Origin of the sequence: Peribacillus sp. NPDC096447 (assembly GCF_044762725.1) — a bacterium.
Taxonomy (GTDB): domain Bacteria; phylum Bacillota; class Bacilli; order Bacillales; family DSM-1321; genus Peribacillus.
Genome location: NZ_JBIWEV010000005.1, coordinates 89,766 through 103,781, shown reverse-complemented (window position 1 = coordinate 103,781; position 14,016 = coordinate 89,766). Strand labels below are relative to the sequence as shown.

The following is a 14,016-nucleotide window of genomic DNA, read 5'->3' as shown; positions in this document are numbered from 1 at the left end:
AGAAGAAGGTTTTTTGAAACATTCTCCTCATCTATCAAGCTCTGCTTGCTGGATTTAGCACCTTTGCCTAAGCTGGTTGCTGAGGTTTCTTCGGGCCAGTCCCTCCACCTCTCTCGATAAGATCCATTTATATAATTTTCACAAGATTTCAAAATTAGATTATATTTAATTTACATTAATAATCTGTCAATTTCAATACCTGATCGACATTTTTTTCACTTTTGCAAAAATGATTCAATCTTTTGCAGCTTGAACCCTCTTCAAGATTCTTCCTTTCCAGTCTTCCGCTAACGAGTCTAGAGTTAGTAAAGCCTTAGCGCCTTCCAGCCCATCTCGTTTGTGGAGGATTACCTCTGCTGCATAATGAACTGAAATTTTTTCTTGCAAACGATCTATTAGCACGATTTCGTTTTGTTTATTTATCGTTCCTTCTTGAAGCACTCTTGCAAAATAACCAGTGAAACTCGTTTTCAGCACGAGTTCCAAAAACTTAGGTTCTTGATTGAAGTGGGAAATGGTTGAACAAGGTATCCTCCCCTGGTTAATTTGAACAATCACTTCGCCTATTTGATAAATATCGCCGATATACGTTGCTTCTTCCCTCATCCCCGCTACGGTTAAATTTTCACCGAATGCTGGGATATCCAGCTTTTTAGAGAATTTTTCATTCCATAATGAATAATGTTCAAAGGGGTAAAAGCACAAAGCCCGATCAGGACCTCCATGGAACTTTACATTACCTACCCCATCACCAATTATGCCCGATTTAGACACTGTCACATTATCCTGTGCTTGTTTATCCATGGCTGAAAAGATATCGACATGCGAAAAATTTTCATGTTTCGGCTTCCCCGCATGAAGTGATTTTATTTTTCCATTTTCCATTTTGCATCTTCCATTCATATTTAATTTATATCATCCAATATGTATAAATTATACTAAAAATCCATTATATTCAGTAGCTTTTATAAGTATATGAAGTGAAAAAGCCACATGATCCGTTAAATGGGCGAAATATCATTGATTTCCAGAAAAATTCATAGGTTTGTTTCAGTAATTTTGTTGCTATTTCAGAATTAAATATGGTAGAATATGAACACAATATATAGTCGATAACTACAACCGTTCGCCTATATGTTGATTTTTCACGATTGAATTCCTCATTGTCGCTCTTTAGGGAGCGAATTTTTTTGCCTTCATTACCATCCATCATTTTCTTTTAATTCGATTCATATCCCCAAATCGTGATTCACTTACCTATTTGCAATTTCCTTCCCTATGTAAATCCCTTCCTGTAAAGTCACTTTCATTCCCTTATAAGAAGCCTGATTCCTTGCTAAAACAAGCAGAAAGCCGAGCGACACCGTATGTCTTCCGCTCAGCTTCCTGTTTAAGCTTGTTTCTTTTTTTTCGGTGCCGCTTTCTTTCGGGTTGTCTTTTTCTTTTCCGGTTCATCATGTTTCGTACGGTCAATGGATGCCTGTAATGCCTCCATTAAATCGGTTACATTGTTGGAAACTGGTTCTTTTGTTTTGGCTGTAATCGTCGTCTGTCCCGTTTTCTTTGATTCAATCAATTCAAGTAACGCGGTTCGATAGTCATCGGTGTATTTTGTCGGATCGAAAGTAGTCGTTAATTGATCTATCAATAATACGGCAGTATCGATTTCTTTTTTTACAATGGTATCATTGGCTGGGATATTCGGAACATCCGCTGTGGAACGGACTTCATCCGGATAATGAATCGTTTCCATCACCAAGGTATTATCAACGACTCGGATTACCGCCATTTGTTCTTTAGAGCGAATGATGATTTTCGCTAATCCCACCTTATTCGATTCCTTGAGGGCCTGCCTCAAAAGGGAATAAGCTTTTATCCCTCCATCATTAGGGGACATGTAGTAACTCCGATTGAAATAAATGGGATCTATTTCTTCAATTTTAACGAAATCCACGATTTCCACGGCTTTTTCTTCGTTTTGTTTTTTCAGTTGCTCCAGTTCATTGTCTTCCAATACAACAAATTTTCCCTTTGTATACTCAAAAGCGCGGACTATATCATCCTTCCCCACTTCTTTCTGGCATACCGGACAAACTTTTTCGTATTTAATCGGTGAATGACATTCCTTATGCAACGTCCTTAAAGAAATATCCTTATCCTCCGTTGCAGCATGAAGTTTGATCGGAATGTTCACCAAACCGAATGATATGCTCCCCTTCCACATCGTATGCATATTCGTCACCTCATAACTTATTTTTAAAGAGAAGAACAATTTTATTATTCCCCTTTGTTCAAAAAAAAACGAAAAAACAATTGCCAACTCTAACACTTCGTTTTTTTGGCAAAATAATGTTAATCATTATTTGCGGAGGTGATACAAAATGAAACCGATGCTGCCAACCTATTACCCCGAAGCCCCCAACTCCAAGGATTGGCGTTATGAAGTCAAATATGACGGCTTTAGGGCTATTTTAACGATTGACTCCGATACCATAAGCATTTCGAGTCGGAACGAGAAGGAATTATCACCACAGTTCCCAGAAATCATTGCTTACATCAAAGAACTGGACCTGGAAGAATATCTCCCGCTACAGTTAGATGGAGAATTGGTCTGGCTTACCAATGAAGCGAAAGCGGACTTTTTTCAAATACAGTGGCGAGGACGCCTTGGTAAACAATCCTTAATATCTGAAAAAGCCCGCTTTTCCCCATGCCGGTTTATAGCGTTTGACCTGCTTCGCATCAACGGAAAAGACTTAGCAGCTAAACCTATGGAAGAACGTAGGGAAATAATGTTGAATATGGGGGTAAAACTTGGCTTTCCTATTCCGCCTGATCCCAACGATACGGCTTTAATACAATTAATAGAAAGTTTTGAGGTTTTGGATAGTGCCTTGAATAAGGTCACCCTATTAGATGGCGAAGGGGTTGTCGCCAAGGAAATTCGAGGTACTTGGCAAGAAGGAAAACGTACTACATCTTGGATTAAGGTGAAAAACTGGAAGACCGTTTCTTGTTTCATTACAGCATTACACAAGGAAAATGGTTACGTTTCCCTTGCAGTTTTCAAAGAAGGTGCCGTAACGAAAATCGGAAGCGTTAAAAATGGACTGAGTGCTCAAGATAAAAGTATATTGCATCAATTGATCAAGCAAAATGCATCAGACGAAGACGCACAATTTTTTTATATCCATCCATCCATTTGCATAGAAGTTCAATTCTTACACGTATATGAGGAAAATGAATTGCGTGAACCTCAGTTTTCGCAATGGCTTTTACAAACGACTCCCGATGAATGTACCTGGGAGAAATTTGTGCTAGGCCAATACACATTTCCAGATACGGTACAAATAACTTCCAGGGATAAACCGCTTTGGATAACAGAAGGTAAACAGGTGGTAAAAGTCGAATACCTTCATTATTTACGGGAGGTTTCAGCTTTCTTCTTACCCTTCTTGAGGGATAAACTGCTTACGACGATCCGCTATCCTCATGGCACTTTGGATAAAGAAAGATTTTTCCAGAAAAACAAACCTGATTATGCGCCGGCCTTTATTAAAACGTTCATGGATGAGGATATCGAATACATGCTGTGTAACGATATTGAAACGCTTCTTTGGTTTGGTAATCAGCTTGCATTAGAATTCCATGCCCCATTTCAGAAAGCGGGTAAAACAAGACCCGACGAAATCGTCCTGGACTTGGATCCCCCTTCCATCGAATTTTTCTCCTTTGCGATAAAGGCCGCACAGGAAATTAAAAAAGTGATGGAATCATTAAGAATTAAAGCTTTTGTAAAAACTTCAGGTAACAAAGGACTGCAAATTCACATCCCACTGCCTGAAGACAGATTTACTTATCAGGAGACACGCATATTCACCGACTTTCTCGGTGACTACTTAACAAGTTCCAACCCAAATGATTTTACAACGGAAAGAATGAAAATAAATCGGCACAATCGACTTTACTTGGACTTTGTGCAGCATAGTGAAGGAAAAACCATCATCCAGCCTTATTCCCCACGGGGAAATTCTTTTGCGGGTGTGGCTACACCTTTGTTTTGGGAGGAAGTGGACGAAAACCTCCAGTTAAAGAACTATACGATTGAAACCATCCCAAACAGAATAAAAAGGGATGGATGTGCTTTTATGGATTACAGACTTGTCGATAATGGACCAGCCTTTTTGGAAGTTTTGTCGTTCCTAAAACAAAAAAAGACCAACAACTAGTTGGACTTGGGGTTCGCAATGGTCTTATTCCGAACCATGATTAAGAACAGGTTATACTTTATGGTTATATATTGTTTTATGAAAACTCATTGAATTGAAGAAATTTGCGACACTCCTGCCGAATAACTGGCTAGCCGAGACCCCGCAGCCGCTTTCTTTGATGCGGCTTGGCAGACAGTCGGCGGAAAGGGAGCGGATTTCTGAAATCAACTGCAACGTTTTTAAATAAGAAAACTGCAGGCAAACTCGCTTTTCTTCGAGTTTGCCTGCAGTTTGAAGATTTCTTTATAATTTTGCTTTCAAATAACTTTGCACTTCATCCTGAAGCTTGGCATATAAGCTTGTTTCCAATTCAAAATCCTCTTTTTCAAGCATTTCAAATTTTTCAGGCTGATCTAAGTCTATTTCAATCGATACCTTGAATTCATAGGTTGCGTTCCCGATTAAATCAATTGAATACTTTTGGCTTTCTTCATCATGATGGACGACGCATTTAACTTTTCCGCCGTTATTGTAGACAGATATTTCACTTTCCAATACGTTTAAACCAACAGAGCATGTTACAAGGCTTGAAGCCGACATCGCCGTTCCACATGCATTCGTGAAGCCTACTCCCCGTTCGAATGTCCGCACATAAATGCTCCCTGGTTCCAGCTCTTTCACAAAGCTGACATTGACACCATCAGGGAAAAGTTCATTCGGTTGATTGACCTTTGTTGAAAGTTCTTCCTGCAAATCACTTTGTAAAACATCACTATCGACGAGTGTGATCAAATGTGGATTAGGAACCGCCAATGCCGAAAATAGCAGGGTATCATGAAGTTCCGGCAATGGTTCGTTTTGCAGCTGTTCTTTATCCAATACAAGAGGTAGATCCTTCACATTAAAACTTACTGGTGAAATTTCCACCTTGAAAGTCGGAATGCCCTCATAAATATCTTCCGTTTTTTCCACGAGTAGATCCGCCTTCATGGTTTCCACGATCATTTTATCTAACCCCAGAACATCGTTCGCGTAACGTGCAACACAGCGAAGTCCGTTGCCGCACATCGAGGCTTCCGATCCATCCGCATTAAAGACACGCATCCGGCAATCGGCATGTTCACTTTTCATTACGAACAAAATACCATCCGCTCCAAGCTTCTCCCTATTGCATAGGGCCTTCGCGAAATTTTTCCGCTCTTCTTCAGTAAACGTCAGGGTTGTAGTCAATTCATCAATGATTAAGAAATCATTTCCAGAACCATGGCTTTTTAAACCTTCAATAATCATTCTGTCACATCCTCTAATATGCTGCTTGTCATTTTTCATTTTTTAATATTCTATATCATAGCATTTTCAAGATGGATGTGTCATCGCGTAAATTACATTAAATCCATTTTTTCCGACGAAAAAACCAATAAGAAGAGCGGTTGGAATAAGAATTACCTCATTCCAACCGCTCTTTTGATTTATTAATCGATCATACCAATGATGAAATAGACGATGAACATTCCGGCACTCACGTACATCGGGGCTGACACTTCTCTTGCTTTTCCGGTTACAAGCTTCAAGAATGGGTACAGGATGAAACCGAATGCCATTCCATCGGCAATACTGTATGTGAAAGGAATGATCGTGATGATCATGATTGCAGGTATGCTCTCGGTTAAATCACTGAAATTCAGCTTTTTTATGTTTCCGAGCATCAAAATGCCAATGATAATCAAGATGGGGGCAATGGCGCTATCAGGGATTACTTTAATCACCGGTATAAATAACAGTGATAGAATGAATAGCACGCCCGTCACCACTGAAGTAAAACCAGTCCTGCCTCCTGATGCGATTCCAGCTGCCGTTTCTACTGTTGCAACGGTAGGACTCGAACCGAATAAGCCTGATAATAGAACGGACACACTTGTCGCCTGCAGCGACTTTTTATAGGCATCCTGGCGGTTGATACTGTCTACATGCCCGTGTACAAGACCAATATTTTCAAAAACAAGAACCATCGTCATCGCAAATACACTTATCCAGAATTCAATCCGGTTTACTTCCAAGAACGATAATGAAAAGAAAAGATCGCCGTAGGAAGCTGTGTCTATGCCTGAAAAATGGATTTCCGATAGTTGAACCGTCCCGAACCAATAGGCAATGAGGCTGCCTGCCAGGATGGTAATCATGAAATTACCGGGGACATTCTTGATGAACAGCGTGATTGCCAGTAAAAAGGTCAACACCGTTGCACACACCGCTGGATCGCTTAAATCTCCGAGTGCGACGATTGATGATGAACCTCCTGTGATTATCCCGCCCTTTTCAAGACCGATTAACATCAAGAATAAGCCAAGACCGACAGATATGGCTTCTTTTATCGAACTTGGAATCGAATCACTGATTAACTTAGAGTATTTTGTAAAAGCGATGATTACAAAAATTACCCCTGAGATAAACACAGCACCAAGAGCCGATTGCCAAGATAGACCCATTCCTTGAACCATGGTATAAGCAAATAGGGCATTTACGCCCATTCCTGGAACGAGAAGAATTGGGACATTCGCCCAAAGTCCAATCATGACACAGCTTAAAGCAGATAAAAGAATCGTGGCGATCACTGCACCATTAATCGGTATGCCCGCTTCCGATAAAATCAGGGAATTCACGATGAGAATATAGACTATCGTAAAATAGCCGACCACTCCAGCAAGGATTTCACGCTTTCCATTCGTTCCATAGTCGGAAAAATGAAAAAACGTTTCCAAGTTTAATTTCTTCATGTTGTATCCTTATTAAATTTATCCCTCGCCCACCCGTTTGTATTAGTGACAAACTACACTTGGCGATTTTAACAAAAAAAAGGATAAAAATAAATAGTAATGATAAAAATTTGAAAAAAACTGTCGGAAATGAACCCGACAGCCTCGATGTATATATTATTTTTGTCCTTCAGAATACCCATCGACTACCAATTCCAGCTTCCCTGTATCAGGCGAAATGATTAGACCATGCACTGGAATATTTTTAGGGATCAAAGGATGTCCTTTAATCACTTCCACACTGTTCTTACAACTTTCATATACATCATCAAATCCGCGAAGCCAACTGCGGATATCGATTCCTGCAGCTCCCAGTGTATCGATGGTGCTCTTTGGTATATCACGTTCGATCATCTTGTCTACTACAGAATCGGCATCGACTGACGCCATCCCGCAGTCATGGTGAGGTATGACCAATACTTCATCTGCCTTTAGCTCATAAATAGCAACAAGGATACTCCGCATGACACTTCCGAATGGGTGGGAGACGATTGCCCCGGCAGTCTTCAGGATTTTGACATCGCCATTTTTGACATTCAAGGATTTTGGCAATAGTTCAACGAGCCGAGTGTCCATACAGCTTATGATGACCATACGTTTTTCAGGAAACTTATCCGTCCTATACTTAACATATTCACCTTTTTCTACAAACTGTTCATTATAATCAAGAATCTCATTAAGTAAACTCATATTTACCACCTTTTTAAATGTATTTAATCTATGTATTCCACTATGATTATATCAAATATCTAAAAGATTTGCTAAAGGGTAACCCTAGTCAATTTGAACGATGATTCAGAGTGGCTGCACAGAAACCAAAGACGATGATTTTAGGAATTACAGCAACATTTGATGAAAAAGAAAGTATGGGTGTATTTGTCTTGAATCGTTTCCCCCACTCCAAAGGCATCCAGCCTTCTTGGTATGAAACGATCTTTTCCCCGTCTTTTGTGACAATCTCGAAAGAATTCACGCTCCCCGGCGTTTCGATGGGCATCCATTCCGTACCGTCTTCCTTATAGATCATTCCATTGATTTTCACGAATGACCGATTTTCTTGATACGATCCTATAATGCCGCCCTGATCATCCATGATCGTCATTTTATTGAAAAGCCCCCTTTTGATATGGTACTTAGCCAGCAAACGCCCTTCATGGTCCACCAGTTCATATCGCTTGGTCATGAGCATCGACAAGAAATTGGGTATCATCCACATGAACCACTTCATATTCAAATCCCGTATCTCGCCCATTAGTGACCCATCAGGCGCAAAAAGGAGCAGGCGCAATGTCGGTGCTGGCATAAAAGTCAATAAAACATGTTCATTTTTTAATAACCCGGTATTCGTCCCCACGAGTTCATCAGGCAATTCCTTCATTCTATTTTCATATATACGATGACTGACAAATTGGGCAATGCTAAATAAAATAAAAGGAGACGTGATCAATAATATATTGCCCGATATCATCGAAAAAATATGGCAAATGAAAAATACAAATGCCAAAAGAAGAGATATCCAAGATGCATGAAAATTAGAGTTACTCGTTTTTTGATAATATTCACGTATATTCATATCCCGCTCTGCTCCTCACTCCTTACAAGAAAGATTGCCGCCTTAAGGGCGGCCATTGGCTAGCAGTACCACAATCCGCCCGGCATCCACTTCCTAAAAGTGCATGGAAGCAGTTATCATAATACTTTATTCGCGTTAATATGATCTATTCCCTTTTTTAATTAATGGCAATTCCCAACACGGTTCATATAAAAAATGACTCCGAATTGAACGGAATCCTATTGTAGACACAATGGGGTTCTGCCTAATTTTAAAACAAGACTAGTTTATACATAATGTTTTTTTTACTGTATTCCTTATTGGATTGAAGAAATTTGCGACACTCCTGCCGAATTACTGGCTAGCCGAGACACCGCAGCCGCCAGGCGAGGAGGCTTGGCAGGCAGTCGGCGGAAAGAGAGCGGATTTCTGAAATCCACTGAAACATGTTCTAAATAAAAAAACTGCAGTCAAACTCGCTTTTCTTCGAGTTTGTCTATAGTCTGAAAGAATTCCGAATTGAATGGAATCCTCCTTTTACATCATTCTATAATATCCTGAAAATCAACGGGAACCTGTAATCCGTTCCTTCATAAGCCCTAACGGCAGCAATGATGGTGAATACGACTAAAGCTATCCCGATAACCGGCAATAGCAAGAATCCAACCAATACTATAGTGAGTATCCCTGCGACTATTGAATATACGGTGTAGGAAATGAAAAAATTCAAATATTCCCTTCCGTGATAATCCACAAATTGTGACGAGTCCTTCTTCAATATCCAAATCACCAAAGGACCGATAAATGCTGTAAAAAAGCTGATCACATAAATAAGGGCAGCAAACACTCTTTCATCTTTAGTAGGCATAGTGTCTTCTCTCCTTTCTCATATGAATAATACGAATCAAATGAAAAATAGTTTCATTTTTCCTTTCATTTTATTCGAAAAAAGGTAAAATTGGACTGCTTTTTCTTGATAAAGCCAATAAAATCCGGACATGTTCATCATTCTTGTGCATACAGTTTAAATAATGGATTGTCCTATCCCCTCTCTAGAATGGAGTGATGTTTTTTTGCTGAATGAATTTCAAGCCTTCATCCTTGGGATCATTCAAGGCTTGACTGAGTTTTTACCTATTTCAAGTACGGGACATTTATATTTAGGTCGGCATATTTTCCATCTTGACGAGGCCGGCATTTTTCTGGATACCATGCTCCACATCGGAACATTGCTGGCGTTATTGGTCGTCTATAAGAATGAAATAATTGCCATTTTGAAAAATCCTTTCTCCAAAATGACCCTGCTTCTCATTGCTGGGACGATTCCTGCAGTGATTGCCGGCATTTTACTCGGGGATTGGTTTGATGGCCTTTCAAAAACAGGTGTCACCATAGGCTGGGAATTTTTAGCGACCGGACTGATTTTATGGGTCGCGGACGGAGTGAAAAAAGGGGCCAAATCCCTAAATGAAATTTCCATTAAAGATGCGCTGATTATCGGTACCTTCCAAGCTGCTGCCATCATGCCTGCTCTTTCGCGCTCCGGCCTAACAATTGCCGCCGGCCTCTTCTGCAGATTGGATAGGGCCACCGCAGCCTATTTTTCCTTTTTGCTTTCAATTCCTGCCATTACGGGGGGCATCGTATTTCAGATGAAACCGATTTTTACTGGAGATGTAGAACGGCTTCCACTCACTGCTCTTTTCGTCGGAACCCTGGCCGCAGCAATCTTTGGTTATATAGCCGTAGTATGGATGATCGATTTCTTAAAAAAGCGTTCACTGAAAATATTCTCCATTTATGTGTGGGCCCTCGGCGCAATCATTTTATTCATGCAATTCACAGGTAAATTTTAAAGAAAAAAGCGGGCGAAAAAACCAGTTTTTCAAGGAAAAATGCAGGCGTTTGCCTGACGATTTCACCCTTCAAGAAAAAGTTGAAATTTGACGAAAAAAAAAGGCAAAAAACCTATTCCCAAACCGTTTTTTTTTTAGTATTATACCTTCGTAAGGTTCTTTAGATTTGCATATTTTCTGACAATAAAAATAGGGAAGGCAAATGGTGCGCCACCGGTTTCCGGTTCTAGTGGGTTCGATTCCCACCCCGAAATTTTTTGATGAACGACTTAAAAAATTTCGAGGGTGGGCAGCGACTACGCATAAGAACTGCCCTCAAACGGAGGGACGGAAATGTTAAAAAAGAGAGATTTCACAGATTGTTTTTCTCTTTATGAACAAATGACGCATCCAGATGTCTTCCCTTTCGTGCGCCATAAGGTAGATTCATATGAAGAATATGTTTTCATCACTAAGCAAACGATCGAAGCCGAAGATGCTGGGCAACTCATTTCACGAACAATCTTGGATGAATGGGAAAATCCCATCGGTTGTATTTCTTTATACGATATTGAAAATGGTGCAGGTTTCTTAGGCACATGGCTTGGCAAACCATATCATGGAAAAGGGTATAATGCCATTGCAAAAGACGCTTTCTTCAAAGAGCTTTTTTTCGAGCTGGGTTTGGAAACGGTCTTCATGCGTATTCGAAAAAAAAATATCCGCTCTATAAAAGCCGCAGAAAAGCTTCCCTATGCCGTCAATGCCAACGAAACAAGAAAATCCCTTTATGATCAGATCAATCATGAAGGCGATATCTACGATTTGTATGAAATCCCTAAAGATTTATACACCTTTCATATCCTTAGACAGCATGATGATGACGAACAGCAGTTACTTGAAGCATAAACCCAGTTACTTGAAGCATAAACCGAAGAACATTTCAATATGGCTTTGTTTATCTTTTCATATAATGGCCGGAGCTTCCAAACCTGGAAAGCTCTTTTTTCCATTTACATAGGATGTTTAAGATAGATTGCTGCAAATCCCTATTCTTTTTAGGGATATTTTTTTATAATGAATACAATTGACCAATTCATCAATATATTCAAAGCGTCATTGAAAGGACTTAATCATGAAAAAAACATTGGCTTTTATCGTGCAGCTTATCTTCCTGCTCATCATTTGCAAGCTCGGCTATTATTTAGCCAATTTACTTCAATTACCCATACCAGGCAACGTCATCGGCATGATTCTGTTATTCGGTTTATTACAGACGAAGGTTATAAAAGTCGAATGGATTGAACTCACTTCAGGATTTTTGGTAAAGCACCTAGCCTTTTTCTTCATCCCCATTTCAATCAGTTTAATGACAATGGGATGGCTTTTCATTAAATTCGGTTTGCCATTGGCACTTACATTGGGAGTCAGCCTGATATTTGGATTCATCGTTTCAGCTTGGACTGTTCAGAAGCTATCCCATAGAGGAGAGGTTAAGCAGCATGACAGAGCTCATCACAACATATAGCATCTTGATAACCATCCTTGCCTATTTCATTGGAAGGAAAATATATGCTAAACATCCATCACCTTTTACGACGCCCGTATTTTTCAGTACGGTTACAATAATTCTCGTACTGCTGATCAGCGGTTTGGACTTCGAAGATTATTCACCGGGAAAAGACATCATCACCTATTTCCTGGGACCGGCTACCGTTGCTTTGGCCGTACCACTTTATAAAAATAAAAAGATAATCGTTAAATATGCAATGCCGGCAATTAGCGGCATGATATTTGGTCTTATGGTTACATTGATCATTGCCTTCGCCATCGCTAAAGCATTTACTCTTCCGCAATTCATACTCCAAGGATTGGCGGTTAAATCCATTACAGTGCCCATCGCTGTTGAAATCACAGAACTTTATGGCGGAAATTCCAATATATCAGCAGCCTTTGTCATTTTGACTGGGGTACTGGGTACGATGATCGCTCCAAAAATGATGGATAAACTAAACATCACGATGCCCTTCGCTCGTGGTATCGCTTATGGTACGATCGCTCATGGTCTTGGAACTGCTCAAGCTGCCCAGGAAAGTGAGTTCACCGGGGCTGTCGCAGGTGCGGCAATGGCTATCGCAGGTATCCTCATTTCCAGTTTTTTTCCTTTTATAAGTAATTTTCTATAAAATAAAAAGAACCGTATCGTCAATGACGTTGCGGTTCTTTTTTATGATTTATCTTTTTTGCAGATCGTCGTATAAACGCCTAAGAATATAGGTTTTATACAGCTCCAGCTTTTTTTTCTCAATTGGATGATAGCTTATCCCTGCAGCTTTCAGCTGCTGAATGAACCATCCTTTGGAATATTCATAAGCCATTCTACCCCCTCCTCTGTTCGAAAAAGATATGCTGCATAGAGGGGATTGATACTTATTTTTTTGCAGCCATTACTTGAAGTAATAATTCATACATTTCAGCTGCCGTTTTGAATGGGCGTTTTTGACGCATTCTTTCCTGATATTCATCCGATTGTTCCAATAAATCCGCTAATGTAGCATTAAAAATCCGGTCATTTAACTCTTCTTCTTGAATGACTTTACAAAAGCCCTGTTTTTCAAAGCTTGACGCATTCAGGATTTGATCTCCGCGGGATGCATTGGCACTTAGAGGGATAAGCAGCATCGGCTTTTGCAAACCAAGGAATTCAAAGATTGAATTTGAACCTGCCCTTGACACAACGACATCAGCAGCCGCCAAAAGATCGAATAATTCTTCATGTACGAATTCAAAAGGAGCATATCCCCTTTGTTTCAATTCCGTTTTCACATTTCCCTTCCCGCAAATGTGTATAATCTGGTAATCCTTTAATAAGGCATCTAGGTTATCTGTTATCATATTATTGATTTTAACGGCCCCAAGGCTACCGCCCATAACGAGTAACACCGGTTTGTTATTCGTGAATCCACAGAATGCCTTACCAGCAGAAGCGCTTCCCTTAAAAATCCCATCGCGCAATACAGCGCCTAGATACATGGCCTTTTCTTTCGGAAGGTCTTTTTCCGTTTCCTGGAAAGTGGTGAAAATTTTAGATGCAAGTGGCATGGCAATCTTATTAGCCAGACCAGGCGTATAATCCGATTCATGTATCGCAATCGGTATTCTCAGCATCCTGCCTGCCAAAACGACTGGAACCGAAACGAATCCACCTTTAGAAAAAATGAAATCCGGCTTGGTCTTTTTTAATATTTTTCGTGCATCAAAAATTCCTTTTATGACCCGGAAAGGGTCTTTCATATTTTCAACAGATAGATAACGTCGGAATTTACCAACGGAAATCGTTTCATAACGGACCTCGGGAAATTCCGTTTCGATGATGTTTTTTTCAATGCCTTTTTTTGAACCAATATAAGTAACATCCCACTCATGCTTTAAAAACTCCGGGATGATTGCAGCATTAACAGATACATGACCGGCAGAACCGCCTCCGGTAAATACTATTTTCTTAGTCAATATTTCCACCTTCCAAACTTAAAAAATCACTTTGCATCCATATTACCATATATCCTTGCCATTAATAACTTGAAAAAGTATTCAGTGAACCGCAA

The 14,016-nt window shown here is 39.9% G+C and carries 14 protein-coding genes and 1 riboswitch; of the genes, 5 read left to right on the top strand and 9 right to left on the bottom strand.

The features are described from left to right. Positions 1-24: 24 nt before the first annotated feature. Positions 25-123: riboswitch (SAM riboswitch) on the bottom strand. 111 nt (positions 124-234) lie between these two features. Both ACIQZD_RS17825 and ku read right to left on the bottom strand, forming a co-directional pair. Beyond that, on the bottom strand, positions 235-885 hold the full coding sequence (locus tag ACIQZD_RS17825; RefSeq protein ID WP_402905018.1) for an MOSC domain-containing protein: 651 nt from the start codon (positions 883-885) through the stop codon (positions 235-237). Between the two features lie 505 nt (positions 886-1,390). After that, complete coding sequence (gene ku / locus ACIQZD_RS17820; protein ID WP_063234429.1) at positions 1,391-2,233, bottom strand: non-homologous end joining protein Ku; 843 nt, start codon at positions 2,231-2,233, stop codon at positions 1,391-1,393. Positions 2,234-2,381: 148 nt separating this feature from the next. On the opposite strand from ku, the gene ligD reads away from it, so the two are divergent. Continuing rightward, a complete protein-coding gene (gene ligD / locus ACIQZD_RS17815; RefSeq protein ID WP_402905016.1) occupies positions 2,382-4,229 on the top strand; it encodes a DNA ligase D in 1,848 nt (615 codons plus the stop codon). Positions 4,230-4,514: 285 nt separating this feature from the next. On the opposite strand, the gene dapF is transcribed toward ligD, so the two are convergent. From dapF to ACIQZD_RS17790, 5 genes are all read right to left on the bottom strand, one after another. Then, complete coding sequence (gene dapF, locus ACIQZD_RS17810) at positions 4,515-5,501, bottom strand: diaminopimelate epimerase (protein ID WP_402905014.1); 987 nt, start codon at positions 5,499-5,501, stop codon at positions 4,515-4,517. Positions 5,502-5,683: 182 nt separating this feature from the next. Next, positions 5,684-6,985 carry an NCS2 family permease gene (locus ACIQZD_RS17805; protein WP_402905012.1) on the bottom strand — a complete coding sequence of 434 codons (1,302 nt, stop codon included), beginning with the start codon at positions 6,983-6,985 and terminating at the stop codon, positions 5,684-5,686. A 156-nt stretch (positions 6,986-7,141) separates the two neighbouring features. Then, on the bottom strand, positions 7,142-7,714 hold the full coding sequence (locus tag ACIQZD_RS17800; protein WP_137017716.1) for a beta-class carbonic anhydrase: 573 nt from the start codon (positions 7,712-7,714) through the stop codon (positions 7,142-7,144). A gap of 88 nt (positions 7,715-7,802) precedes the next feature. After that, a complete protein-coding gene (locus ACIQZD_RS17795; protein WP_402905009.1) occupies positions 7,803-8,597 on the bottom strand; it encodes a hypothetical protein in 795 nt (264 codons plus the stop codon). A gap of 526 nt (positions 8,598-9,123) precedes the next feature. After that, positions 9,124-9,444 carry a DUF4870 domain-containing protein gene (locus ACIQZD_RS17790; RefSeq protein ID WP_402905007.1) on the bottom strand — a complete coding sequence of 107 codons (321 nt, stop codon included), beginning with the start codon at positions 9,442-9,444 and terminating at the stop codon, positions 9,124-9,126. Between the two features lie 208 nt (positions 9,445-9,652). On the opposite strand from ACIQZD_RS17790, the gene ACIQZD_RS17785 reads away from it, so the two are divergent. From ACIQZD_RS17785 to ACIQZD_RS17770, 4 genes are all read left to right on the top strand, one after another. Continuing rightward, positions 9,653-10,432 (top strand): undecaprenyl-diphosphate phosphatase, encoded by a 780-nt coding sequence (locus ACIQZD_RS17785; protein ID WP_402905609.1) that lies wholly within the window; start codon positions 9,653-9,655, stop codon positions 10,430-10,432. Between the two features lie 333 nt (positions 10,433-10,765). Then, the gene (locus ACIQZD_RS17780) at positions 10,766-11,320 is read left to right on the top strand and encodes a GNAT family N-acetyltransferase (RefSeq protein ID WP_034307447.1); all 555 of its coding nucleotides are present in this window, start codon (positions 10,766-10,768) and stop codon (positions 11,318-11,320) included. Positions 11,321-11,546: 226 nt separating this feature from the next. Next, positions 11,547-11,939, top strand: a complete 393-nt coding sequence (locus ACIQZD_RS17775) for a CidA/LrgA family protein (protein WP_402905005.1) — start codon at positions 11,547-11,549, stop codon at positions 11,937-11,939. Next, the gene (locus ACIQZD_RS17770; protein WP_402905003.1) at positions 11,914-12,597 is read left to right on the top strand and encodes an LrgB family protein; all 684 of its coding nucleotides are present in this window, start codon (positions 11,914-11,916) and stop codon (positions 12,595-12,597) included. The genes ACIQZD_RS17775 and ACIQZD_RS17770 overlap by 26 nt, the downstream gene beginning before the upstream one ends. Before the next feature lie 48 nt (positions 12,598-12,645). Here ACIQZD_RS17770 and ACIQZD_RS17765 read toward each other — a convergent pair whose 3' ends face one another. After that, the gene (locus tag ACIQZD_RS17765; protein WP_101225224.1) at positions 12,646-12,789 is read right to left on the bottom strand and encodes a DUF2639 domain-containing protein; all 144 of its coding nucleotides are present in this window, start codon (positions 12,787-12,789) and stop codon (positions 12,646-12,648) included. A 52-nt stretch (positions 12,790-12,841) separates the two neighbouring features. Then, complete coding sequence (locus tag ACIQZD_RS17760) at positions 12,842-13,930, bottom strand: undecaprenyldiphospho-muramoylpentapeptide beta-N-acetylglucosaminyltransferase (RefSeq protein WP_402905001.1); 1,089 nt, start codon at positions 13,928-13,930, stop codon at positions 12,842-12,844. Positions 13,931-14,016 lie beyond the last annotated feature (86 nt).